This is a genomic window from Mesorhizobium sp. M0909 (assembly GCF_040319515.1).
Lineage (GTDB): Bacteria > Pseudomonadota > Alphaproteobacteria > Rhizobiales > Rhizobiaceae > Mesorhizobium.
Map to the genome: position 1 here is coordinate 24,463 of NZ_JAMYOA010000028.1, position 22,324 is coordinate 46,786.

Sequence of the window (22,324 nt, forward strand, 5' to 3'; positions counted from 1 at the left end):
TGAAGACCCTATTCTTGACTACTCACGGAGAGCCTAGTCTGTGCCTGCTGGAGGAGGACGAGCGACCGCTTCACACGGCTCCCTTTAGAGCGGCCAGGACCAGCGAAGGGGGCTCCGGGGCATTGTCTCGAACCGCGGCGGCTCGCGCGCTCATTTATAGCCGAGCAGGCGAATCCCCATCAGATGCCGAAGAACCGAATTCGTAGTGGGTCTCGATCGCCGCCGCCAAACTCCTTGCATGACCATTTCGAGCATGATCCCAATTTTGGCAGGAACGAGTACATTAACGGCCCCATTGCCGAACAGCACAGCCTGCTTTCGAAGGCCAATCCCCGTAAACGCGCGTGACAGCTCACGATAGCTATATTCCTTCAGGTGGAACCCACATGCGACGTTGTCAAAGTACACCGAAATGTCGTGAGGACCCGTGACGGCGTTTGGAGTGATGCAATAGTAAGCACCCCCGGGTGAAAGAACACGATATACCTCGGAAAGCTGCCTTACTGCGTCGTCGGGGTGGAGGTGCTCCATCAACTGATCGCTGAACATAAAATCGAGACTATTATCGGCGAAAGGAAGATGAATACCATCGATCCTGACGAATTGAAAATTGACGGGCTTCTCCCCAGGTGGAAGTAACGCGTCAGTTACGTCGATTGCATTTACTGATGAGCAATGACTGCACATGCTGAGGCTAAGCTTACAATCGCCGGCCCCCAATTCGCCGAAACGCGCGCCTTTCTGGATAAGCGTTCTTAGAAGGGCGGTTTGAAGATTGACTATACGATCGTCTCTGTATTCATTCCTATTTTGGGGATGATCTTCAAGGGAAGTGAAAAGCTTGCCGTACACTTCAGCATAGAGGCTGAGCCGAGCGTCTTCATCTGAATTCAGCAGCTGAGCAGCCAGAGCTTTCTCGATTTGATAGTGAGCAAATATCCGCTCGGGCGTGCGCGCGTCGTGACAAAATGCCGAAATCTTTGACCAATCCCGCTTGATAGGCACCTGTATCCCGTTCGATGTCATCTCACCGCACCTTTGTCAGTGATCCGAACTCCTGAGCGGAGGCGGACATGCTCGTTCATGAAGCGGTTCAAGCTGTCGGCGAGGGCGAGTGGTCGTTCGCTTCCCACTTCGTCACGACGAGTTCATCTACGCGGACCAGCCATGCAACCGGTCCTCTACTCCCTCACCACGCTGGAAGGCTCGACATCGTTGGGGTTGGACGCGGCCGGCAAGCTCTCGCCGGTCGGCGACGAGGTCGGGACCGGCGAACCGGCCGGCTCTGCCGGCTCTCTTGGCTCGCTTTCGCCCGCGATGATGTTGACGAGGTCGCCTGGCTGCAACAGGGTCATCCCGACGGACTCAATGCTGACCGGCCCCGCTGCCGATTGCCGCACGATTTGATAGGTTGCGCTGTTCGCGTCCTTAGCAAGCTGGACGCGGGTCACCGGCAACATGTACAGGACGCCTTCGCTAGCGTTCAACTCGCGCAGATTGGCCGCGATCTGGCTCTCCGTGGTCTCGATCTCGATCTCCAGATCGTTCCTGAGGTCGGCCCTGGTCCGCAACACCTCAGACTCTAGCGAAGCGAGGCGCTGCTTGGCGTTTGCGTACTGGTTAAGGGCGTCCTGCCGACGCTGTTCCGCGTCGGACAACTCACTCTGGATCTGATCCATCACCGTCATGCTGAGAACTTTGCGGTCCACGAGCGTGCGCATGCTGTTGACGCGCTCCTGGCGCAGCTTGACGAGCTCGTCGAGCGACTTCATGCGCCCATAAGCTACAACATCCTGCTTAGCCGCCTCCAGCGCACGCAGGTTTGCGCGCTCGCGATCCTTGCGGGCCGTGGCGAGCGCCTTGCGCCGCTCGCTCTGCTCGTTGACGAGGTTGGCAGCTTCGGTCGCGCCGGCCAGTTCCAGCAACTGGCGCGGGATAGTGGGTGCCGTACCGTCGCGCTCGGCCTTCAGCACCGCCGTGCGCGCCAGCAACTTCAACAAGGCATCGATCGCCCCGCTCCGCTTCTGGGTCTCACGCACGGCTTCGATCTTTTGCCACGGCTGGCTCTCGGCCCGGTCGAGTCCGCCGGCCAGCGCGATCGCGTGCAGGATCGTCATGCCGGGCGCGTATTTGAACGAGCCTGGATTCTTGACCGGCCCCAGCACGTAAATGGGCGGGCGCTCCAGCGGCAGGATGTTGACCAGTCCCCCGCGGCCCAGCAGTTGATTGAAGGTTTCCACCAGGTCGGCCTGTACCTGCTGCGTCGACCGGTTGGCCACCGGAATGGAGCCAAGCAAGGGCACGGAAATCGTGCCGTCCTCTTGGACAATATATTCGCCGCTCAGTTCCGGACGCTGCAGGATGCCGCGCAAGGCCGAGGACGCGCCCCCCCACTTGTCTTCCTCGACGTCGACGCGCTCGTAGAATGCAACCTTGAGGCGGTCACCGACGCCAAACAGGGCTCCGGTTGGCATGCCTGGCGTCTTGCTGAGGGTTTTGGGGCGCTCGGCACTGGTGGGAACTGCAGGGACGACGCTCGGCCCGACCAACGCCGCGGCCGACGCACCCGGTCCCGACACGATCGCACGGGAGGGTTCTGCCGTGGGGTGGCCCGGCTGTTCTTGCCAGCTATCGATAGCAGCAGACACCTTCTGCACCACGGCCCCGGAGACATTCTCGACCCTCTGCACCACGGCTTCGGAGACATCCTGGACCCTCGGCACCATGGTTCCGGAGACATCCTCGACCTTCTGCATCGCGGCTGCGGAGACGTCCTTGACCTTCTGCATCGCGGTTCCGGAGGCGTCCTTGACCTTCTGCATCGCGGCTGCGGAGGCGTCCTTGACCTTCTGCATCGCGCCTGCGGAGGCGTCTTCGACCTTCTCCATTACGGCTCCGGAGGTATCCTCTACCTTCTGCATCACGGCTCCGGAGGCATCCTCGACCTTCTCCATTACGGCTCTGGAAACAACCTCGATGGGCTCCCAGTTTCTGACCGCTCCCGCTCCCAGGACGGCGACCCCGAAGACTCCCAAGACAAGCAGGTCGGCCTTCATTCCCCTTTGGTGGGCCGCCTTTGACGAGGGAGTGACGGGCTCGGAATTGTATTTTGCATCCATGGCCATGGCGCGTGGCTTTCACTTTCAATGGTGGCCAGCCCGTCCCGAAGTGGCGAGCATCGGTCGACGAAGAAGGCTCTGCGTTATCGTGACCCTTCACCGCTACCGGCACAACTATCCCTTTGTAGGCACTCCTTCCGGATAAACCCCCCTCCGGCGAACTCGTCCAATGAGCAGATTGCTGCGCTGAAGGAGAACCTCTTTGATGGCAAACGGGACAAAGGCGATCGAACGCAACGAATCGCCGGAAATAGTGGTCCGACGCAGCGTCTCGAACCCCCTGCGGCCCCAACATGCATTCGCAGAATGGCTGGCCGTCTCCAACTTCGTCGTCCAGGCCCTGGAGAACGAGCCGATCACGATCTCCGGCTCCGATCATTCTGCTACGTCGATGACCTGATCGACGGCACTCGCCTGATGAATGAAGAGAGGCGAACCTCGACGAAGCCGCCAACCTTGGCAATCCTATCGCGGTAGCAATAGCAGAACTGGCCCGCCTCACTCATTTCTCTGGCGGATCTCACCAGGCTTGAATTCCGGCCCCTGCCAAAGGACTTCCCCGGCAGCGCTGCTCGGATGTCGTCCGCCCCAGGGGCCGCGCCAGGCAACTCCTCTATTGCTCACCGCAAGTGCAACGCAAGGAGCGCTCGGCAGACCATTTCGATGTCCGAAGGCATCCGTGCTTCCGTGCTGTTGTGGCGCTACGCCGCTGCCAGCTGTGGCACGTTGCTCCTCAAGCTGGTGAAGCTCGGGCGCTGGTCAGGATCAGCGCGCGCCGCGTCAAGATCGCCTTCTTCTTGGCCTGCGCGTCATCCCAAAATGGCGGCTGGTCGCGGCGAGGCCCCTGGACCCGCCCCTCCGCCTGACACGCGCGCCGCCCCGCGCCAGACCGGCGGCATGGTGCTGGCTGCCGCCCGGGGCGGCCGAAAACCAGGGCCCGCACCCCTCACCAAGACCTCAGGCTTGAGAATTCGGGGTAGCTCGCGACGAAGCCACCCTACGCCTAAAGAGGGTGTTCTTGTCCAGGGTTTTCCTCGCGTAAGGTGACATGGTCAAGAAAGAAACTATGCGAGGAGCACCTTGCGAGACGCGCGTACCTCAATCGCGTCAGGGGAGGCTACGATGACAACGAAATCCTTGATGACCACAAAGTCTTTTATAACAGTGCTTGTCAGCCAGAGCGAGTTACTCCGAGAGGGCCTTGTTTTAATTCTGGATGCAGCAAAGTTTCGCATTCTTTTCTCTGCGGCTTGTGTTCACGACCTTCTGCAGAAGCCGCTGCCCCAGCACCGGTCCATCTTGCTCATCATGGATGTCGACGGTATTGACGCAGATGCTGGATTTGCACAAATTTCAGAATTTAAAGGGATTTATCCGACCAGCCATGTCGTTGCGCTAGCCGATCACTGTCGACCCAACGATATAGTTTCAGCCCTTCGTGCGGGGGCTGACGCGTATTTGACAAAAGTTGCCGCTCACGACACCTTCATCAAAGCTCTCGAATTGGTTATGCTAGGGCAGACGGTTCTACCTGCAGAAACTTCGACGTTTATTCAGGACATAAGACACGGTCTGAAATATGATGAATTAGCAGTACATGAGTTTACAAATGTAGCTGTTACAATGGAGAACGCTGATCGAGAGACATCAATGCTGTCAGCTAGGGAAGATTGTATTATACGTTGCTTGATCGGAGGGGAGTCTAACAAGACAATCGCGCGCAAGATTAACATCGCCGAAGCGACGGTGAAGGTACACGTGAAGGCCATCCTACGAAAGATTCGGGTCGGCAACCGTACCCAGGCTGCAGTTTGGGCGATGAACCATGGTATGCTCACTTCCGCTCCTGGCAAAGGCCCGTCAGGGACCGAAAACATGGCTACTCAGCCTTCTCACCATCGGCAAGAGCTACTTGAAGGACAAAAGGAGTACCACCTTCTCAAGAACACTCATCCGGTGTGACCGCCTCCGGGTCTTGACAGCGACGGATCGCAATGGGGCGCTGAGGTGGACCCTCCAACGGGACCACAACCCGGCCTTTAGTGATTGCCGTCGCGGATTTCGCAGACAGATCACGGTTTCATAGCGACGTGGTGTTAACCCAGGCCAGGTTCGACGCCCATCAGGACCACCGGGAGATTCAACCAACTGACCTGGAACGTCTTCCGCGATCATCTGGTGCTCGAATGCCGCCCGAAATGGGACGGCGACCTTTGGCACTCCGATGCCTACGTGCCGCTCACGGCCGATGTGCTGGAACGCAAGATCGAGCTCCTCGACAAGCACTTCGGAACGCGGCGCTCCAAGGACTGGTTCGACCGCCAGACACTCGCTGGGCTTGCGAGGTTGCGCTGGATGGAATGCCGGGCACCCGAGCATTTCGCCGAGGCTTTCACGCTCCGGAAGGGCAAAATTCTTTAGCAGTTTGCGAACATTCTCTTGCAAAAACTTACGGGGCGACCATCGAAAAATGGAGTGGGCCTTGAACTCACCGTGCGATCTGCTTAACTGGTTATTCTACAGCGGTCCCGCAAAAAGACATCTACAAGCAAAGATAGTACAGAACTAGCCATGCGAGCCGATCGTTTCTACTATCCATTTTGAAGTTGAGGGATGCATCAAAGTGGGCAAGGCAAAAATAGCTCCTGGATTTTCGTTCAAAACAGCGCGGATCGGAACGGTCGAGGGCGGAGAATCCGGGGTTTTGGTGTGGAAATGGGATCAACTGGTCGCGGTCCTTACTCAGATCGACGAGGAAGCCTACTCCACGAAGGGCAAATGGTTCCTCGAGACAGGCTTCGGGCTGCTGAGCGGGCAGCACAAAAATTTCGATACGATCGAAGAAGCCATAATATGGGTGGCCAGACACACTTTCCCTGATAGTGCAGATGGATCGGCGGATTCAGCGGCAGAAAGTTAACCCGACTTGCGGTCAGCTTCCGGCCTGGCAGAAGTCGCGCATTCCCTTCTCAATCGGTCGTCCGCAAGGCAAGTTTCCTGTCGGCCGGAAGCTTCTTGGCTTGCGTGCCGATGCAGGTCCCAGCGAAGTCTTTCGGCCCATGTCTGATACCTACCCTCGCCGGGCGGGACTTAGTCTAGACCCGTTTGTCAGGGGACCGTCACCTTATTGGTCCGCAACTGAAGTGAGGTCGTGCTCATCACCGGCAGTGCGCCGTCGGCGGCCTTACGTCCTCATGACAGCCGTCTCGGCGCAGTGTAGCTGACGACGAGAGCGGTATGAGCACTCCACGCCCGAACATCCCGCAGGAACAGGGGACGGTATGTCTACGCCGGCTTGCCCGTTGGGGTCGAACGCAGAGAGCTCCGACGGCCGCATGCTCCCCGGACCCGGGGGTCATCTGTATTCGACGCACTTGTTCCCGTCGGCGTCCCAGACATGGCACCCCAACCGCGCTCGACCGCGCCCTTGGAGCAGCTTTCCAAAGGACTGCAGAACAAGATCATCGCGACGAACCCGGGCTTCGGAGCACCCCGCCAAAATCCCTACAGCATGCTATCAGGAAGCTCGGGGCAACGAACCGCACCGGGCCCCTGTATCTCGGGCGCTTCCCGGATGCCATTCACTGCAACGGAGATCCCGCGACTGTCACTAAGACGGCCCGCGGGATTCACCCGAGGCGGGCAGTCTTATTGCTTGGGAACGCTTCAGGAAGAGTTCCTTCTCGCGATGAGATCGTTGACCTTGTAGGCGACTTCCGTGCGGTTGGTCGCCTTCAGCTTCTTCATGATGTTTCGGATGTGGACCTTCACGGTGCTTTCTCGCAGGTTCAGTTCGTAGGCGATGATCTTGTTCGCTTTTCCGCGCCGGAGCGCCTGGGCGACCTCGGCCTGCCTAAGCGTGAACACGCCTTTCAAAGGCTGCGTGTCGCGGCTGTCCGAACCTATCAGGTGGCGCATGCAAAGGACACTGCTCGCAGTGACGAAGATACCTCCCGCTGCCGCAAGGTTTATAGCCTCGACACAGACATCGATTCCGACCGAGGTCGGAATGTAGCCGCGTGCGCCGCATTCGAGAGCGGTCAATATGTGTGCAAGATCTTCGGTGTCGGCCAGGATAACCACAGGGACTGATTTGAATTCGGACGAAATATGCCTAATCTCGTCTGCGATCCCATGATCGGTGACCTTCCGGCCGCCAAGGTTCAAGAGTATGGCTGCAAGGGGAGGGACCGAGCCCTTCTTCACGCGCCATTCATCTATCGAACCCATGGCCGCGATTTCCATGCCGAGTTCGTGGTCCGCGAGGGCAAGGGCGAGACACTCGCGGTCTAGGGCCCTTCCGTCCAGGACGAGGAGGCCTCCTTTCCCTGCTTGACCGTGGACGCTTTTCGTTCCGCTGGACAGGACTCCTGACCGATTGGGCGAAGTGTAGTTATGCCGTCCTGCTGTGGAACCCATGCCAATCCCCAATCTTTTCGCACACAAGCCGCGTTGCGGCTGCCAAGACACCCCTCATTCTCTCGCAATCTGAAAGTTTGAATACTCAGCCCCGTGTTTGAATGCGCTTGTGTATGAATACCCAGCCTTGTGAAAGCGTGAGGCTCACCCAGCTCGGGCGTCGTCAGCAGTTCTTCGCCCCCTAGCGAGAACAGCTTGTGCAGCCTATCGTCTATTTATAAGCGTTCTCTAACATAAGTTAATTTTTGGGAAATTTCACGTCGACGGTCTCTCCTGAGAGGACACGTGTTGAGACCGCGTCACCCCGCCTTGAAGGTCCCGCGAGTTCGATCGTGACGCGCGGGACCGGCGAGATTCAATCTCTTTGGCCATGTGCCACGGGCGAAACGACTCCCGACCGCTCAAGGAATGCCAAGGAAGGGGATACCTCTAGGAGGTTGATTAACCGGGTTGGCGATGATGCACATTCTCAGGAATGGGACCACTTAGCCAACCCAATCCCACCAGCCATTCGAGGAGGATCGGTAGTTCCTCGCGATGTAGACGAGAATTCCTGAGGGTGGATATTGGCATGACCAGGGCGCAGTTCGTGGCATCCGTGGCCCAGCGCTTTAGGTTCGAGAACCCGGCTGTATCTGCTGTAGTGTATGGGCAGCTTGCATGTATTTCGGCAGCATGTTCTCCTCGTGATAGACCATGGTGGGCCGTCGGTCATGAAAATCGTGCCTTTGCGGCCGCCCTCATCAAGATAGACCGCGGCCCGCCAGGTAGGCCGCGCACTACCGGCCCGGAAAACTCGTGTGGAGCTGCTCCAGCGACGGCGCACCGTCGTCTTCTAGCAGAAATTTTGCTGATGACCCATGCACTGGCGCCCCGCACCGCGCCGCAGGGGGCGATGCGAAAGCCCTAGGCACGATTGAACCCGAGCTAGAGGGAATAACCTTTACCTGAGGTACTCGCTGTCGAATCCGGCTGTTCTGACCAGCTTCTTGCGGTTGATCACCTCTACATGGCCTGCCTTGAAAGCGACGAGATCGGCCTTGCGGAGTTCCCTCAACGTCCGATTGAGGTGAACGGTGGTCATTCCCAGGATATCGGCCAATTCGTGCTGGGTAAGGGGACACTCATATCTTCCATGGGCCGACAGGCCAACGATCGAGAGCCTCTCCTCCAACTCGAGCAGGAAATGCGCGGTGCGACTCATCGCGTTCCGCCGCCCGGCATTCATGAGGTGTTCGGCAAGGATGGCGTTCAGGCGGGCCAGGGAGCAGGCGATAGTCTTGCCAAGGCGGCCTTCCGACAAGATGGCCTCTACCAGTTTCTTGCTGGAAATTTCATATACAGCTAGTTCGGTTATGGACGCCAGGGATGCTAGACGGGGTCCGTCTACGGAACGGAACCCGACAATGTCCCCCGGCAGCGGAGTGTCGATGATCTGCCGTTCTCCGTCCAGTAGTCCGCGGTAAAGTAGAGCCCAACCCGATTTTACGATGAATATCCCATCGTTGTTGTCATCCTGGCGGCATATCACCGAATGGGGTTTGTAAATTCTTGCGGTAGCACCGAGAAAATCGTTGTTACCCCAATCGTCCTTCGAGAATGTCCCCCCTACGGGATGCGAGTGTATGAACTGCAACAGTGTTTGCATGTTGCTTCAATTTCCGCACAAAAATAATTGCTCCCGCACGAGTTTGACAGAAGGACCACAGACGGTAGAGGCAGGATTGCCTACTGTCCTCGTTTGTTTGAATGAGGTAGACTGCGGTGAGATCAAGGAGTTGCAAGCATCATCAGGCAGTTAAGTCTTCCGGCTTCGGCGAGACGATCCACGCCAAGGCCTGCAGAAGTGTGGCAAGATCATTGCTCAGCAGCAGGTGGCCTGCAACCGGCTTCCCAGCTCTCGCCGGACCAAGTCAAGTGTCGGATCATCGGGATAAGTCGGCACAGCGAACCGCATGTCGCGTCGGTCCCAATAGCATTCCGATTTTCGTCTTTGAGGCCCAGCCCTCCGGCACATCTTGCTAATTAGGCGAGCGGATTTCGCGGTGCTGAAGCGCAGATTGCTGACCAGCAGTCGGACCATCGGCGCGACCGGAAAGGTTATCGCTGCTCCGGTGCGGCTCCGGGACCGGCGGGAGCGGAGCCGGCGGAGGCGGGGAAGGCGGCTGGCGAGGTTGATCGGGTCAGGTTGGGAGGGCCAAAGAAGGATCGCACGACCCTAGCGTTCCGTGGCTTTTGATCGATTCAGGAGGGCGCCGACGTAGGATGTGTCAGAGCCGCAACTTTGGCAACGAACTCTCGCGAAGTTCGCTAGCCGCGTGCGCTCGCAGTGTTTTTGGACCGCATCACTCTAGACTAGTTACGAGCGCAACACCAGTTGGGCACTAAGGGTTGATCACGGATCGCTTCGTCGATCCCGACTACGCCGGCGAATGAACATCACGTGTCAATCGGCTCGGAACATTGACTCCACATTGGACTGGGCGTGAGCCCCACGTGATTTCACCCAAGTCAATAATGATGTCGCTGATAAGTCGCGGATCAGACTCTGGTGAGACGTGACGGCAACGACCTTGTGAGCGCCTAAATGTCGGGACAACTCCACCATTTCCATGACCTGTCGGGTCTTTCCAGAAGTGGAGAATGCAAAAAGGCAATCTTCAGGGCCAATTATACCCAAGTCGCCGTATGCTGCCTCGCCCGGATGCACAAAGGCCGCAGGTGTACAAGTCGAGCAGAGGACCGCAGCAAAACGATGAGCAGAAAATCCGGCCTTGCCCATGCCGGAGATGTTCACTTTCCCCGGCAGGCTTCTATGGTTTTGATGGCGGCATCAAAGGCCGAGTTTAGCTCTACGGCTTGAATAGCTGCCGCTTCAGCCTGCAAAATTTGCTGTGCCCGTTCTTGGATATTTGTTATTTTCCATTTCCGATGACACTCACGAAAACAACCTGCCTTCTGTTCGGAGTCTGCAACGGGTGGTTTTCTTTCGCGTTCACTAAGGGCGGAGAAACGCGGAAGGCTGGCATCTGATCGACGGTCGGAAAAGCGTCGTCGCGCCAGTTGTCGCACCTCATTAGACCGTTTCGAGCCGGCTGAACCGAACCGGGATGAGTTTCCGAGTTTTCAGTTGCCCTGCCGAATCCTTGTCGATGACCGTCAGCAACTGCACATCTTCAGGTCCCACAGGCAGAACCAGGCGTCCCCCCGGCTTGAGCTGCTCAAGCAAGGCCGGCGGCGCACGCCCAGCTGCGACGGTGACCAGGATCTTGTCGTATGGGGCGTGCTCAGGCCAGCCGCGCGACCCGTCTCCGACACGAATGCCGACATTGGATAAGCCGAGGCCCTGCAGCAGAGCCTCGGCATGGCTTGCGAATTCCTCGATGATTTCTACGCTCCAAACTTGCCCGGCGAGTTCCGCGAGGATTGCGGTTTGAAAGCCCAGGCCAGTGCCGATCTCGAGCACCGCCTCGTGCGGTTGGGGAGCAAGGAGATCGGTCATGAGAGCGACGATGAACGGCTGCGAGACGGTTTTATCGAAGCCGATCGGCAGCGGCATGTCCTGGTAGGCATAAGGTGCAACCGAGGCTGGCACGAAGAGATGCCGCGGCACTCGCTCCATCGCTGCCATCACCCGTTCATCGAGCGCCGCCTTGCCGAGTTCTTCGCTTGCAAGGTCGGTATGGATTGCAATCATCTCGACCATGTGCCTGCGTAGGACCGCGAGGTGCTCTTCATTCATTGGCTTCATGACGGTGGGCTTTCCTCAACCAGCTTGCTGCCAGTGAGCATTATATCCTGTTCGCCACGATAGCGCCCGCCATCGTTTCCATTGCGGGTGCCAGGCAAGCGTGGAAGACCGTCTTGGATGCTAATCGCCGGCGGCGATCCTGGAGATTCTGGGCGCCATATCGCCATAGCGGTGTGTCCGATACGGCTATCTCGCGCATCAGCTTCGCCAGCACCGGCCGGGAACCGATCGCGCCACCGCCGATCTCGCGCTGCAGCTTCGTAAGGGCGGACATGCCGAGCATCTGGCCTTGGTTCTGACGACAGTGAACGCGCCCTACAGCGTGCAACTCGACGGCGTGGCGCTGGGTCATTGTCTTTCGGATCTAGATCTGGCGAAGCAGTACCCTGGGCAAGTCAGTGCCTTCCTTGGAGAAGTGCCGGTCGAGCAGCAGATTGAGTTCGCCGCCGCGCACCAGATAGCGATCGATGATCTGAAGGCTTTCGCTGCCCATTTCTCTGCCTGGTCCGGCGAGACCTATCAACTCGCCGCCTGATGATCGAGGTCAATAGCCGTCGTCCGTCCGAATGGCGGCGGCTTTTCGCCATTGCTGCCGATTCGATCGACCAGCTCCGGGAGAACGCCGGAGGTTTGGGACTCGAATAGTCGTTTGGCGGGACCATCCCCGAGATCATTTCCAAGAAGGTTTATTACCGAGGCTCGGAGGCCAGACCGCGGGACATGATATCGCAGCAGCCGCGCGATCGCATCGAGCCGGCGTTGTCGGCGCCCTCCGGGCATTTCCGGATCGTGTCGCTCGAACATGGGAGCGGCTTTCAGAGCTGAATCCGGAGTTTGTCAGACGGACGGCCGCACAGCTCATGATCATGCCAGACTAAGAGGAAATGGCTGCTGATAGCCTTGTCATTGCAACAGCCCTGCTCGAAGAGGTGCTGTCGCCAGCGACATCATCCTGACCAACGCCGGCAGCCGGCTTCAAGCGGGGAGGGGCTTTCAGAGCCCAGACGCTCGACGGCAGCGGCTGTCCGGTCGCGGCGAGCGACCAGGCCTCGAGATAGCCAAGGTCGGAGGCCAGTGCCCGGAGAGAATTTGCGCCGATGCCGTCCTTGGCCAGGTGGCGCAGGTCTCGACATCGCCGTCAGTCAGGATTTCCGGCAAAAGATCGCGGCGGTCGAAGGGCAGCACGGAAATCGAGCGCGTCGAGCGCCTCGGCGCGGCGAACACCATTGCCAGATGGCCGAGCGATGAGGTCAGTTGCCATTCGCGAGCGGTCCGAGAATGCGAACTCCCTGGCCGCGCGCGGCAACTGCGAGCTTGCGATCGAGGGTGGCCAGCGGCAACGCGGTTTCGATTGCCAGCGCAAGGTAAGCGGCGTCATAGGCGCTGAGACCGTGCGCGGTGGCAAGCTCGATGATGGCGCCGTCACGTCCGGCGCCCGCATCCTCAAGCGGCAGCCGGCGAAGTCGCGCCATGGCGGCGATCGATTCGCCGGCAACGATCCGCCCGCGCCGTTCGGCCGTCAGGACAATGCTGCGCGCCTCATGCCAGAACAGGGAAGGGATTGGAGATTGACCTCTCAGTCCCGCGACCAGTGTTTCGGCCGCCTCACTGTGCTCCTCGGGCAAGAGCCAGGCAGCGGCAAAAGAGGCGTCGAGGACCAAGATCATCAGTAGCGATGCCCTTCGTGACGCCAGGCCAGGATCTCTTCGGTGGTCACGGGCTTCGCCTTGGCGCGCGCGGCGCGAACCTCGTCGATCAAGGCGTCCAGCCGGTTATCCTTGTGGATTCGGGAGAGTTTTGCGATCGGATCGTTGCCGCGCGAAATAATCACTTCCTCGCCGGCCTCGACTTTCGCCAGCAGTTCGGACAGATGGGTCTTGGCCTCGCCGACTTTCACTGTGATGGTCATTTTTTCCGTCCTCGTGTGGCGTTATACGCTACGGCCTCCGTGTTCCGCCACGGCCACTCTCGTCGCGCTGAGCGCAGCCTTGCACGATAAACGCGATTTTGCGCGACCATAGCGTCGATTCCGCCGGTTGGTCAAGGCTTGGTCAAGTTACTATCGATAAGAGGTCATTATCGGTAGTGAGCGCCAGACAAAATCCCCTGCAAGTCAGCTAAAATGCCGGATAGCTTGACTATCGCTCAAGGCGCAACGGTAGTGGGCAATCCAATGGTCCTCGCTTGCCAGTTCTACGACCGCCGTCTCGCTGCAGAGCCGACGATAGACTTTGTCAGCTTCGTGCCCGACCAAGAGTAGGGCTTTCGGTCGCAGATGTTAAGGCGGCAGAAGGTTTCCCTCTTCCTTGGCCGCTTCGAGAAACGCCCTGCGGACCACTTCGGGTTTCACCTGATCGATCATGGATCCATGCAGAGTGCACTGCGCTGTGCCACTTGGGGCCACGCTTGGTCCACTGCAACAGTTGCTCGGCGGCTCCCTCGACGTTGTTGCACTGATAGGCAATACCAGGACGGGTGGTCCTTACGGAGACCGGCGCAGAGAACCAATGGAGCGACATTCGTACATAAGCCACGGCTTGACTAAGAGTTCCCTCAACCACGCCCGGTTCGAGCAAGGATCGGGTAAACCGGACTCGTGGTCCTACTCCTCCGGCCAGCCCTGCTGCGAACCTATTCACTGGCTGCAAGATTTGGGTGGAAGGTCAGGAGTGTCCATGAATTCCAAAGCTGGGATGGCCGCACCGGCGATCTTCGCGGACTCGTGCCTACTGTCGCGCAAAGTTGCCCCGCATCGGCTCTGCTGCTTCGCATCGCCAGCCTATTTGGCAGCGCGCGGCACGCCAATGCACCCCGACGATCTGGAGGGCACGACCTCGTCAACCTCCGATATCAGAGCACAGGTCAAAGCTTTCGCTGGCCTTCCGGATTGGCGGCCACGAGATCGAGATGGTGCCCACCGCCGGCGTGGTCTCGACGTGAGCGATGCCGTGGTCGCGGTGCTCGCGGCCGGTGGCGGCATCGGTAGCATCGCATCCTTCATCGCGGCGCCGTATGTGGCGCACGGCGAGCTAGCCCCGGTGCTTTCCGCTTTCGCCGTCGAGTGGCACGTTATCACTGCACTGTGGCCGGAGAGCCGCCGCGCAAACCCTGCCGTGCGTGCCTTCCGGACCCTGTTGCAGAACCTTTTCCAAGAGCGAATAAGGCGCGGCCGCGGCTAGCCTGTCTGTTTGATGGGGTCGCGCGCCTGGAGCCAGCAACCCGAACACATGAGGATGCCACCTGAGGGCAGCGATCCGCCTCGCCCTGGCGGAAGTGGCCCGACCGGAGGTCTCAGCCTCGGCAGCTCGGTGCCGGCCAGACGGCAGATGAATCGGCTGCTTATGGGGCGCCGTGCCGAGTTGGACGGCAACAGTTGGGCGTTTGCCGACTGGCGGCTTACATCTCGCGCCGGATTCTGATTCAGGCTCAACATGAGCCGTTATGATCTGACCGACTTCGAATGGCGCGTGATCGAGCCGTTACTAGCGGCCATCGTGCAGTCTGGACCGGCCTGGTCGGCAGCGAGATCAATGTTGGAAAACGAGAAGATGGTAGCGAGCCTTCGTCCATCGGCCGAACCGGCTGTCGTGAAAGACGTGCTGCATTTCCCTGAATTTCGCCCCTGAGCGAAATGATCAGTCACGAACTGCGACATGTTTGCAGAATAATGCGATGGAAGGCTTGCGGCAGAGAGCGCCTAGTAAGTGCATTTCTGTTTTTGTCGACGGTCTTTGGAAACTGGATTGTTCCGAGGCTATGGGAACTGCGCTGCTGGGCCGCGTGTTCGACCGGCTCAAGTCCGAGGCTTTATCTGAACAGCGACGCGAAGCGCTGGCGTCCCGGATCATTGCAAATTACATGGCCGGACTAGTTGACGAGGAAGAACTTCTGTCGGCTTCCCGGCAGGCGCTTGGACGGTAAGCGAAGGCCTGAGCGAATCCTCTGGCTAGAATTGGTCCGAAACCGTACAATAGCAAATCGTTAGCAACACAACATGCCGCTGACGCTTGGGAGCGACTATCGCACTTTTGGCCCAACACGAGGCATTGGTGAAATGGCGGAAGAACAAGGGCGGCCCGGCCTGAAACCTGAAATCGTCAGCGAGCTCGCGCGAGAGTCAGGCGTATCCGAACACCAGATACGCGAGATAATGTCGCTGGTCGGCTTCGATCGCGGCTCAATCCTGAGGGAAGCTCGTCTCCTCAAAAAGAACAAGTAGGGCCGGGGCTTTTGCACGGCGTCGGGGGCATCATCCTCGAGCCAGGCCTACGTCACGCCACCGCGCGAACGCAGCACGTTCTGACAGGCCGCAGGATCGGCATTTCCAAGGGCCGTCGAGGCCGAATGGCGGTTCGGACTGCGCGGCTCGGATTAGTTGAGCCGTAGGTTTTGATGCTGCCCATCGCGCCGCTGAGAACAACTCTAGCGCTGACTGATGCTGTTCGCGCCGGTTTGGAACCTCGCGCCGCCTTCAACGTTGTTGGGCATGGCTGACGATCGTGCAACTCATTTGCTTGGCGTTGCAACCACCGCAAAGATCGGCAGCCATCCGATTCACCCCATGCTGATCCCTTTCCCGATCGCGTTGCTCGTGTCGGTATTCCTGTCGGATTTAGTGTTCTGGTCGACTGGCAATGCATTCTGGGCCGAAGCATCCTTCTGGCTGCTCGGCTTTGCCCTGTTGATGAGCGTTGCCGCGGCGCTGGCCGGCTTTACCGATTTTCTTGGAAATTCAAGGGTGCGGTCCATCAATGCAGCGTGGCACCATATGGTCGGCAACGTCGTGGCCGTGGTGCTGGCGCTGGCCAGTTTCATGCTGCGCCTAAGCGCCGGTGCAGCCGAGGGGTAGGCGTCCATCCCGAAGAGGGTGAGGACCTCAACTCCCGCCCGGAACTATCCCGATAGGTTGACGAATGGCCGACCTGCGGGAGCCGTCGTCGTGGTCGCCGGCGCCTCGAGCGGCATCGGCAGAGCGACTGCTCTGGGTTTGGCGCGCAAAGGCGCACGGTTACGCAGCGTTCCTACCCGATCACCGCTTGGCGCTGTCGCTGTCCGCTTCGGCCCGCGCAAGGAACTGCTCGGTCGTGGAGGGAAGACGGGTTTTCAGCCAATCCGCCATCGCGACTTCCTCTCGCAGATTCTCTTCGCAAGCCCGAAGAGCCTCTGTTTCGCCGAGCGATCGAGCAGCGGCAATGAGGATCGTGTAGGAGGCGATTTCCATCTGCTCGAACGTGTAGCTCGCGAGCGATCCTTTCATCACCTCATCTCCAGCGAAGACGCCGCTCAGCGATTGCGCCATCGCTGTCAGTTTACCGCCAGCATCCTTCATCATGGATGAACCCTCGTCCATCTGATCGAGACAAGTCTTCAGCCGAGCAGCCTGCTGCTTGGTTTCGTCGAGGTGCTGTCGGATTCGGTCGCTCAGTTCGGGATAATTCTCGATACGGCTCAACTGCCCGTTCAACATCGTTTCCGCCTGCTCTTCCATGGCATGAGCATCTCTAAGCCATTGGACAAACCATTCCCGTCCTTCTGACATCTCGAATCTCCTTTGCGATCTAAGGAAACTTTCAGAACAGGACATTGTTCCGGAATAGAGCCCGCCGAACGGGCCTTGGCCGTCGCAGAGGATCAGCGTCGTGGCGGGTCTCAATTCACCTCGCGAAATCCTGCAGCGATGCGTGGGGAAGGCCAAGATCGCGAAGACCGGCGCAAGGAAAACGGACCGTGAACGCGAAACGAGCGGATCAACGGGCTCGCCGCTGCGCGCTCCATTACAAAGTCCAACTGGCACTGGCCCGCTTCCTCGCCATCCCACCCGGCGACATACTGAAGCTGCCCCGCATGGGGTACGTGACCGCTGCCTGTCGTTCCAGGCATGTACGAACGGCAAGCAGATGAAGCTTGCCAGCGCTCGGCGAAGCTGAAGTGGATTCTCGACGAGGCGCTGATCGCGGCCGCCGGCGCTCCGCATTGAGCGTCGTGCCTCACCGCACCACCACAGTCACAAGGAACGCGACGGCCTCTCCGCTCGTTGATTGCATTTCGACTCGAGCCGCCGTCATGCCCTCCACATCGATACGCAAAACGGAATATGATCCCGACAGAAGAATCCTCTCGGTCTGGTTCGTGGCCAGCGGTAAGCGGTACGAGTTTGAGGGGGTACCGCCGGAAACCTTTGCCGCGTTCCGGGCCGCATTCGCCAAAGGCCGCTATTTCAACGACCATATCCGCAACATTTCCCCCACCATCTGGTTGCGAGCGATAGCGACCCGGGATGACCTGACCTGCCGGTGGCCCAGTCGTCCTGTCGCCTCCAACCGGCGGTTGGTAGACGCGTTGCCGCTGTTGCCCTAAGTTCGCTTTCGGTCCGCGCGCACCTCGCAAAGCCCACCCCCGAAGTCCCTGCCTGGTGCAAAGGCGCTTGATCGGTCCCGCCGCCCTGGCAGTGTGCGGCGGGATTTTTTGCGCTCCAGGTGGAACACCGGGGCGTGGGTAAGGTTCGGTGCACGCGGTACATCCTCCATACGATATTGCTGCAAGATCGGCTGACTCCGATCCGGCCCGCGTCTCCTCGATCCAGAGACGCGGGCTTTTGGCGAATGTCTGTGGATCAGCGCGCCATCAGGTCTGTTCACGCTAGCTGGACTATTGCTCGACCGGAACCGGCTCGTGCTGCGGCTCAGCGTGGTGGAATACCTGTCCAAGATCGCGCGCGTCGAACGTTTGGCCGCAGACTGGGCAGTAGACAAAGTGCTTCGACTCGTCCTCTACCGGCCCGTCATGCGGCCTGCCCTCATAGCCTGTCGCGATGTTGTCGGTTCTAATCCGGCGCATCGGCAAGTGCCTTTCGTCGTTTTGGCAACCGATACTTCTCCACCAACCGGACCTTCTCACGGTCGACCGTGACCAATGGCCCGAGGTCGATCGTCATAGCGTCCTCGTCGATGCGCGTGACCTCGCCTTTAGGTCGATTTGCTGGCCTCGGTTCACCTTGGTGTGGTCGATGATGGAATGTGGGAAGTCGTAACCTGGGATCGAGACGCTTACGCGGTCCTCCCCGCCTCAGAACCGTGGCTGTAATGGCCACCTGGTCGCCAATGCCTATTTCGCGAGCCATGGATTGAGTCTGGAGCGGACTAGGTGATGTTCAAGGTGTTTCCAATATAAGGCACAGGAGGGCTCAATGAACGGCTCGCGGGAACCCGCTACCTCCGAATTCCCGGTCGTGTCAAAATGGCAGAAAAGCGATGGAGGACTGCACGATAGGCCCGCAAAACGACACTTTCGAGATGTGCTGTCCTCTAATCGGGTCGTAAGCTGAGTTCGAAGCTGTTGGACATGGTGTCAACAGCCTGAGGGTCGCCAAGGCCAGAGCGGCCGGCCGGCGCCCATCATTATGTGCGCGATCGCGATCTGCGCCTCGACCTTGGTGCCGGGCAGGTGGCCCGCGTTAGCTGGGGGCACATAAGCGCTTGTACAACCCTCTCGAACTCCGAGAGGGATGGGGAACGTCACCATGGATCAGGTGCGGGCAAAGGTCCGTTGCGAAAAATGCGGCCGCAAGGATTCGATGAAAGCGGAACCTTCCATCTGGGTCGCGTCCCTACAGGTGGTGTAGCTCGGCGGTAGCGAAGCCGCTCGCGAGCGCGCCCTCGATAGCGCTGTAGCGAGCGAGCGGCTTTGCGGTGGTCATCGACAGTTCGCCGGTAAGGTCGGGTTGCTGACACCAACCTGATTCGAAGGAACCATCGATGACCGACGACATGATGAACCTGCGCGCGCTCGTGGAGAAGACTCCTGATTCCGATCTCTTGCGCGAGATGATTGGCTTTGCCGCCGAGCGGCTGATGGAACTGGAGGTTGGGGCCGCCACCGGCGCCGCCTATGGCGAGAAGAGCCCGTTGCGCACGGCCCAGCGCAACGGCTATCGCGAGCGCGACTGGGAGACGCGCGCGGGCACCGTCGAGCTGCGCATCCCCAAGCTCAGGAAGGGCTCCTATTTCCCCGGTTTCCTAGAACCGCGCCGCATGGCCGAGAAGGCGCTGACCGCCGTCAGGAGGCCTACGTCCAGGGGATCTCGACCCGCTCGGTCGACGACCTGGTCAAGGCCATGGGCATGAGCGGCATCTCCAAAAGCCAGGTCAGCCGGCTGTGCGAAGAGATCGACGGCAAGGTCAAAGCGTTCCTTGAAAGACCCATCGAGGGCGACTGGCCATATCTGTGGATCGACGCCACCTACCTGAAGGTGCGCCGCGGCGGCCGCATCGTCTCGGTCGCCGTCATCATCGCTGTCGGCGTCAACGCGGACGGCCGGCGCGAGGTGCTGGGCATGGAGGTCGGCACGTCTGAGGCCGAGCCGATCTGGACGGAGTTCTTGCGCAAGCTGACCCGCCGCGGCCTGCGCGGCGTCAAGCTCGTCGTCTCCGATGCCCATGAAGGCATCAAGGCGGCCGTCACCAAGGTGCTGTGCGCGACATGGCAGAGGTGCCGCGTCCACTTCATGAGGAACGTGCTGGCCCATGCCGGCAAGAGCGGGCGCCGCGTCGTCTCCGCTTTCATCGCCACCGCCTTCGCCCAGGAAACGCCCGAGGCCGCAAGCACGCAATGGCGCGCCGTCGCCGACCAGATCCGGCCGAAGGTGCCGAAGCTGGCGACAATCATGGACGACGCCGAGCCCGACGTGCTTGCCTACATGACTTTCCCCAAGGAGCACCGCGCCAAGCTGCACTCGACCAACCCGATCGAGCGCCTCAACGGCGAGATCAAGCGGCGCACCGAGGTCATCGGCATCTTCCCAAATAATGACGCCATCGTCCGCCTGGTTGGCGCGATCTTGCTCGAACAGAACGACGAATGGGCCGTGCAGCGCGCCAGGTACATGACGCTGGAAACCATCAGCCAAATGAGCGATGATCCGCTCATCAGCCTGCCAGCCGTGGCACGCTGATCAGCCCGGCCCCATGCCGGAGAGCGCGGCGACCAAGCCGTCAGCTACACCACTCCCTGGGACACGATCTCCATCTGTCGGGCAGGAATTGGAGACCATGCGTTTTCGGCGCCTGGTCGAGATCAGGTGGGACCGGCGTGCGGTCTGGGTGGGCGAGCCGTGACCCGGTTTCCCCGCTATCGATAGCGTTTCGCCGATGTTTCCCGGCCCGCTTTTAACTCCTAGACGCTCCCGGGGCACCTTGACTCTGGCCGACTCTTCGGTTGCCCACCTCTTTTTCTGGAAGCCGCTCCAATTCTCCTCAGAAAGAGTGGACGGCGGACCCCGGCACTATCGGCGCGCTTACGCGGCCCTTGGTGACCCAGCCGAACTATAGCGGTTATCGCCCTCATCATCCCCGATGCTGATGCGCGCCATGGAATGAACGTGGGCGGGCTGCCCGCTAATACACGTCCGTCATCCTAAGGCTGACCTACGGCCAGAGTTACAAAAGTTGAACTTCATCGGGGAACACTCCTTCTGTCTGCCTGTTGGATTGCCAGGCGCATCCCGCGCATTCAGACAGGAGAAAGAAGATGAAACGCATCCTTTTGGCTTCGGCCGTGCTGGCGGTGTCGGCTGGGCTTTCCTTTGCCCAGACGACGAGCGGAACTTCGAGCGGAAACTCGACGGGCGGAACCTCGACCACGACAACCATGCCCAGCACGACGGATCAGGGCACCGGCACGACGACCAGTGGGACCAACATGTCCGGCGATCAGGGCACCGACACGACCACCACCGGCGGCACTACAAATCCGAACTCGGCCAGGGACTGCGCGCCAGGCCAGCAGACCGGCAGCGCTCAGCAGGCGGCGCCTGGTCAGCAGGACACGGCAGCCAACACCGCCGCGCCGGGCCAGGTGAAAAAGACCGACGAAGGTTGCTGATTGGCACATCGGCTCAGGTTGCAATCACCACCATGTGGCTGGCTGGTCTCCCCCGACAATCAAACTCGGCTGGCGAGCAAGTTGCCGCCAGCCGAGCGTCAGTTCGTGATCATCGCGCAGCCGTAGCCGACCACCAGCAGTGCCGTCCGCAGGCCGGCTGCGTCTCTTCCGCCGATCCGATCGCTTGTCGCGAGCGGCTCAGGTGCGCCGGCTGAGCGTGCATCTTGTCGGGACGACGCAGCCTGATCTAAATCCTCATTGCGCTAGATCACTTTAACGACACCCACGTTACCAGCCATGATCTCACTCGCGCCTGAACATCAGTTCCTCAACGCCGGAAGCATTCGGCTTCATGTCGTTCAGGCCGGGCCTGCCGCGGGTAAGCCGGTCATGCTCCTGCACGGCTTCCCGGACTTCTGGATCGGCTGGAGACGGCAGATCGGTACGCTCGCTTCCGCCGGATATCGGGTCATCGTTCCCGACCAGAGGGGCTACAACACCAGCGACAAGCCCGAGGGCATCCGCGAGTACACGCTCCCCAAGCTCCTCGGCGATGTCGTCGCCCTGGCCGACGCGCTCGGCATCGGAAGGTTTCACCTCGTTGGCCATGACTGGGGCGGCATCATCGCTTGGGTCGCCGGGGCAAAGTTGCCTCATCGCCTGGACAAGCTCGTCATCCTGAATGCGCCCCATCCCGAGGTGCTGTTTACCCATGCCCTGCGATCTCCGACGCAGTTTCTGCGGAGCAGCTACGCGGTTTTCTTCCAGATCCCCTTGCTGCCCGAAGCCGTTTTGGGTGCGCGCCGCTCGGCCTTGCTCGCACGAGCACTCAGGACATCCAGCCGGGCAGGCGCCTTCGAAGAAGAGGAGATTGCAGAATATCGGCAGGCCTGGGAGCGGCCGGGGGCGCTGACCAACATGCTCAACTGGTATCGCGCCCTGCGCTTTCGCCCGAGCCTGAAGGAGCGGATCACGACGCCCACTCTTGTAATCTGGGGGATGCAGGACCAGGCTCTGGAATCTGGGCTGGCCAAGCGCAGTCTCGCCCTTTGCGACGATGGCCGCCTGCAGACTTTCGAGAAGGGGACGCATTGGGTTCAACGCGAAGAGAGCAACGCGGTGAATGCGGCGCTTTTGGCATTCCTGGAGGGCTGAG

Annotated in this window: 24 protein-coding genes and 3 pseudogenes; 14 read left to right on the top strand and 13 right to left on the bottom strand. The window is 59.8% G+C overall.

Annotation, left to right across the window (positions count from 1 at the left end):
• Positions 1 to 150: 150 nt before the first annotated feature.
• Both NKH83_RS28590 and NKH83_RS28595 read right to left on the bottom strand, forming a co-directional pair.
• On the bottom strand, positions 151 to 1,026 hold the full coding sequence (locus NKH83_RS28590) for a class I SAM-dependent methyltransferase (RefSeq protein WP_352808366.1): 876 nt from the start codon (positions 1,024 to 1,026) through the stop codon (positions 151 to 153).
• A gap of 155 nt (positions 1,027 to 1,181) precedes the next feature.
• A complete protein-coding gene (locus NKH83_RS28595) occupies positions 1,182 to 3,056 on the bottom strand; it encodes a polysaccharide biosynthesis/export family protein (protein ID WP_352808367.1) in 1,875 nt (624 codons plus the stop codon).
• Positions 3,057 to 3,324: 268 nt separating this feature from the next.
• Between NKH83_RS28595 and NKH83_RS28600 the strand changes: the two genes are divergently transcribed.
• The 4 genes and pseudogenes from NKH83_RS28600 (at position 3,325) to NKH83_RS28615 (ending at position 6,039) form a co-directional block, all read left to right on the top strand.
• A complete protein-coding gene (locus NKH83_RS28600; RefSeq protein ID WP_352808369.1) occupies positions 3,325 to 3,519 on the top strand; it encodes a hypothetical protein in 195 nt (64 codons plus the stop codon).
• A gap of 722 nt (positions 3,520 to 4,241) precedes the next feature.
• A complete protein-coding gene (locus NKH83_RS28605) occupies positions 4,242 to 5,081 on the top strand; it encodes a LuxR C-terminal-related transcriptional regulator (protein WP_352808371.1) in 840 nt (279 codons plus the stop codon).
• Between the two features lie 101 nt (positions 5,082 to 5,182).
• A pseudogene (locus NKH83_RS28610) lies at positions 5,183 to 5,540 on the top strand (PIG-L deacetylase family protein); the annotation flags it as partial.
• A gap of 202 nt (positions 5,541 to 5,742) precedes the next feature.
• Positions 5,743 to 6,039, top strand: coding sequence for a hypothetical protein (locus tag NKH83_RS28615; RefSeq protein WP_352808373.1), 297 nt, complete (start codon positions 5,743 to 5,745; stop codon positions 6,037 to 6,039).
• A gap of 746 nt (positions 6,040 to 6,785) precedes the next feature.
• Here NKH83_RS28615 and NKH83_RS28620 read toward each other — a convergent pair.
• The 5 genes from NKH83_RS28620 to NKH83_RS28640 all read right to left on the bottom strand — a co-directional run bounded on the left by NKH83_RS28620 (position 6,786) and on the right by NKH83_RS28640 (position 11,563).
• Positions 6,786 to 7,538: a LuxR C-terminal-related transcriptional regulator gene (locus NKH83_RS28620; protein ID WP_352808375.1), complete on the bottom strand. Its 753-nt coding sequence runs from the start codon at positions 7,536 to 7,538 to the stop codon at positions 6,786 to 6,788.
• 943 nt (positions 7,539 to 8,481) lie between these two features.
• Positions 8,482 to 9,186: a Crp/Fnr family transcriptional regulator gene (locus NKH83_RS28625; protein WP_352808377.1), complete on the bottom strand. Its 705-nt coding sequence runs from the start codon at positions 9,184 to 9,186 to the stop codon at positions 8,482 to 8,484.
• 798 nt (positions 9,187 to 9,984) lie between these two features.
• Positions 9,985 to 10,335: an SIS domain-containing protein gene (locus NKH83_RS28630; protein WP_352808379.1), complete on the bottom strand. Its 351-nt coding sequence runs from the start codon at positions 10,333 to 10,335 to the stop codon at positions 9,985 to 9,987.
• Positions 10,336 to 10,614: 279 nt separating this feature from the next.
• Positions 10,615 to 11,289, bottom strand: coding sequence for a protein-L-isoaspartate(D-aspartate) O-methyltransferase (locus NKH83_RS28635; RefSeq protein WP_352808381.1), 675 nt, complete (start codon positions 11,287 to 11,289; stop codon positions 10,615 to 10,617).
• A gap of 40 nt (positions 11,290 to 11,329) precedes the next feature.
• The gene (locus tag NKH83_RS28640; RefSeq protein WP_352808382.1) at positions 11,330 to 11,563 is read right to left on the bottom strand and encodes a hypothetical protein; all 234 of its coding nucleotides are present in this window, start codon (positions 11,561 to 11,563) and stop codon (positions 11,330 to 11,332) included.
• Positions 11,564 to 11,593: 30 nt separating this feature from the next.
• Here NKH83_RS28640 and NKH83_RS28645 point away from each other — a divergent pair, with 30 nt between their 5' ends.
• Entirely contained in the window at positions 11,594 to 11,824 is a 231-nt protein-coding gene (locus NKH83_RS28645) for a hypothetical protein (protein ID WP_352808383.1), read from the top strand.
• A gap of 477 nt (positions 11,825 to 12,301) precedes the next feature.
• Here NKH83_RS28645 and NKH83_RS28650 read toward each other — a convergent pair.
• The 3 genes and pseudogenes from NKH83_RS28650 to NKH83_RS28660 form a co-directional block, all read right to left on the bottom strand.
• Positions 12,302 to 12,550, bottom strand: a pseudogene (locus NKH83_RS28650) (integrase); the annotation flags it as partial.
• Positions 12,540 to 12,959: a type II toxin-antitoxin system VapC family toxin gene (locus NKH83_RS28655; RefSeq protein ID WP_352808406.1), complete on the bottom strand. Its 420-nt coding sequence runs from the start codon at positions 12,957 to 12,959 to the stop codon at positions 12,540 to 12,542. The gene NKH83_RS28655 and the pseudogene NKH83_RS28650, both read right to left, overlap by 11 nt.
• On the bottom strand, positions 12,956 to 13,198 hold the full coding sequence (locus NKH83_RS28660; RefSeq protein WP_352592901.1) for a type II toxin-antitoxin system Phd/YefM family antitoxin: 243 nt from the start codon (positions 13,196 to 13,198) through the stop codon (positions 12,956 to 12,958). The genes NKH83_RS28655 and NKH83_RS28660 overlap by 4 nt, the downstream gene beginning before the upstream one ends.
• Before the next feature lie 766 nt (positions 13,199 to 13,964).
• Here NKH83_RS28660 and NKH83_RS28665 point away from each other — a divergent pair.
• From NKH83_RS28665 to NKH83_RS28685, 5 genes are all read left to right on the top strand, one after another.
• Positions 13,965 to 14,468, top strand: a complete 504-nt coding sequence (locus NKH83_RS28665; RefSeq protein ID WP_352808384.1) for a LysR substrate-binding domain-containing protein — start codon at positions 13,965 to 13,967, stop codon at positions 14,466 to 14,468.
• A 252-nt stretch (positions 14,469 to 14,720) separates the two neighbouring features.
• Positions 14,721 to 14,915, top strand: a complete 195-nt coding sequence (locus NKH83_RS28670; RefSeq protein WP_352808386.1) for a hypothetical protein — start codon at positions 14,721 to 14,723, stop codon at positions 14,913 to 14,915.
• A 46-nt stretch (positions 14,916 to 14,961) separates the two neighbouring features.
• Positions 14,962 to 15,210 carry a hypothetical protein gene (locus tag NKH83_RS28675; protein ID WP_352808387.1) on the top strand — a complete coding sequence of 83 codons (249 nt, stop codon included), beginning with the start codon at positions 14,962 to 14,964 and terminating at the stop codon, positions 15,208 to 15,210.
• Between the two features lie 73 nt (positions 15,211 to 15,283).
• A complete protein-coding gene (locus tag NKH83_RS28680) occupies positions 15,284 to 15,508 on the top strand; it encodes a hypothetical protein (RefSeq protein WP_352808389.1) in 225 nt (74 codons plus the stop codon).
• Positions 15,509 to 15,724: 216 nt separating this feature from the next.
• Entirely contained in the window at positions 15,725 to 16,138 is a 414-nt protein-coding gene (locus NKH83_RS28685; RefSeq protein ID WP_352808391.1) for a DUF2231 domain-containing protein, read from the top strand.
• 180 nt (positions 16,139 to 16,318) lie between these two features.
• Here NKH83_RS28685 and NKH83_RS28690 read toward each other — a convergent pair whose 3' ends face one another.
• Positions 16,319 to 16,828, bottom strand: a complete 510-nt coding sequence (locus tag NKH83_RS28690) for a ferritin-like domain-containing protein (protein WP_352808392.1) — start codon at positions 16,826 to 16,828, stop codon at positions 16,319 to 16,321.
• Between the two features lie 524 nt (positions 16,829 to 17,352).
• Between NKH83_RS28690 and NKH83_RS28695 the strand changes: the two genes are divergently transcribed.
• Positions 17,353 to 17,646 carry a KTSC domain-containing protein gene (locus NKH83_RS28695; protein ID WP_352808393.1) on the top strand — a complete coding sequence of 98 codons (294 nt, stop codon included), beginning with the start codon at positions 17,353 to 17,355 and terminating at the stop codon, positions 17,644 to 17,646.
• Positions 17,647 to 17,937: 291 nt separating this feature from the next.
• Here the strand turns inward: NKH83_RS28695 and NKH83_RS28700 are convergent, their stop codons facing one another.
• Positions 17,938 to 18,126, bottom strand: coding sequence for a hypothetical protein (locus NKH83_RS28700; protein ID WP_352808395.1), 189 nt, complete (start codon positions 18,124 to 18,126; stop codon positions 17,938 to 17,940).
• A gap of 769 nt (positions 18,127 to 18,895) precedes the next feature.
• A complete protein-coding gene (locus NKH83_RS28705; RefSeq protein WP_167391251.1) occupies positions 18,896 to 19,057 on the bottom strand; it encodes a hypothetical protein in 162 nt (53 codons plus the stop codon).
• Between NKH83_RS28705 and NKH83_RS28710 the strand changes: the two are divergent.
• From NKH83_RS28710 to NKH83_RS28720, 3 genes and pseudogenes are all read left to right on the top strand, one after another.
• Positions 19,044 to 20,239 (top strand): annotated as a pseudogene (locus tag NKH83_RS28710) (IS256 family transposase). The gene NKH83_RS28705 and the pseudogene NKH83_RS28710 sit on opposite strands and share 14 nt — an antisense overlap.
• A gap of 575 nt (positions 20,240 to 20,814) precedes the next feature.
• Positions 20,815 to 21,168: a hypothetical protein gene (locus tag NKH83_RS28715; RefSeq protein ID WP_352808396.1), complete on the top strand. Its 354-nt coding sequence runs from the start codon at positions 20,815 to 20,817 to the stop codon at positions 21,166 to 21,168.
• 297 nt (positions 21,169 to 21,465) lie between these two features.
• Positions 21,466 to 22,323: an alpha/beta fold hydrolase gene (locus NKH83_RS28720; protein ID WP_352808397.1), complete on the top strand. Its 858-nt coding sequence runs from the start codon at positions 21,466 to 21,468 to the stop codon at positions 22,321 to 22,323.
• Position 22,324: the final 1 nt, after the last annotated feature.

Coding starts and splice junctions, on each gene's coding strand:
- NKH83_RS28590 (WP_352808366.1), bottom strand. CDS start 1,026: ATGACATCGAACGGGATACAGGTGCCTATCAAGCGGGATTGGTCAAAG.
- NKH83_RS28595 (WP_352808367.1), bottom strand. CDS start 3,056: ATGAAGGCCGACCTGCTTGTCTTGGGAGTCTTCGGGGTCGCCGTCCTG.
- NKH83_RS28600 (WP_352808369.1), top strand. CDS start 3,325: ATGGCAAACGGGACAAAGGCGATCGAACGCAACGAATCGCCGGAAATA.
- NKH83_RS28605 (WP_352808371.1), top strand. CDS start 4,242: ATGACAACGAAATCCTTGATGACCACAAAGTCTTTTATAACAGTGCTT.
- NKH83_RS28620 (WP_352808375.1), bottom strand. CDS start 7,538: ATGGGTTCCACAGCAGGACGGCATAACTACACTTCGCCCAATCGGTCA.
- NKH83_RS28625 (WP_352808377.1), bottom strand. CDS start 9,186: ATGCAAACACTGTTGCAGTTCATACACTCGCATCCCGTAGGGGGGACA.
- NKH83_RS28635 (WP_352808381.1), bottom strand. CDS start 11,289: ATGAAGCCAATGAATGAAGAGCACCTCGCGGTCCTACGCAGGCACATG.
- NKH83_RS28640 (WP_352808382.1), bottom strand. CDS start 11,563: ATGTCCGCCCTTACGAAGCTGCAGCGCGAGATCGGCGGTGGCGCGATC.
- NKH83_RS28660 (WP_352592901.1), bottom strand. CDS start 13,198: ATGACCATCACAGTGAAAGTCGGCGAGGCCAAGACCCATCTGTCCGAA.
- NKH83_RS28665 (WP_352808384.1), top strand. CDS start 13,965: ATGAATTCCAAAGCTGGGATGGCCGCACCGGCGATCTTCGCGGACTCG.
- NKH83_RS28670 (WP_352808386.1), top strand. CDS start 14,721: ATGAGCCGTTATGATCTGACCGACTTCGAATGGCGCGTGATCGAGCCG.
- NKH83_RS28675 (WP_352808387.1), top strand. CDS start 14,962: ATGGAAGGCTTGCGGCAGAGAGCGCCTAGTAAGTGCATTTCTGTTTTT.
- NKH83_RS28680 (WP_352808389.1), top strand. CDS start 15,284: ATGCCGCTGACGCTTGGGAGCGACTATCGCACTTTTGGCCCAACACGA.
- NKH83_RS28685 (WP_352808391.1), top strand. CDS start 15,725: ATGCTGTTCGCGCCGGTTTGGAACCTCGCGCCGCCTTCAACGTTGTTG.
- NKH83_RS28690 (WP_352808392.1), bottom strand. CDS start 16,828: ATGTCAGAAGGACGGGAATGGTTTGTCCAATGGCTTAGAGATGCTCAT.
- NKH83_RS28695 (WP_352808393.1), top strand. CDS start 17,353: ATGCCCTCCACATCGATACGCAAAACGGAATATGATCCCGACAGAAGA.
- NKH83_RS28700 (WP_352808395.1), bottom strand. CDS start 18,126: ATGCGCCGGATTAGAACCGACAACATCGCGACAGGCTATGAGGGCAGG.
- NKH83_RS28705 (WP_167391251.1), bottom strand. CDS start 19,057: ATGTCGTCGGTCATCGATGGTTCCTTCGAATCAGGTTGGTGTCAGCAA.
- NKH83_RS28715 (WP_352808396.1), top strand. CDS start 20,815: ATGAAACGCATCCTTTTGGCTTCGGCCGTGCTGGCGGTGTCGGCTGGG.
- NKH83_RS28720 (WP_352808397.1), top strand. CDS start 21,466: ATGATCTCACTCGCGCCTGAACATCAGTTCCTCAACGCCGGAAGCATT.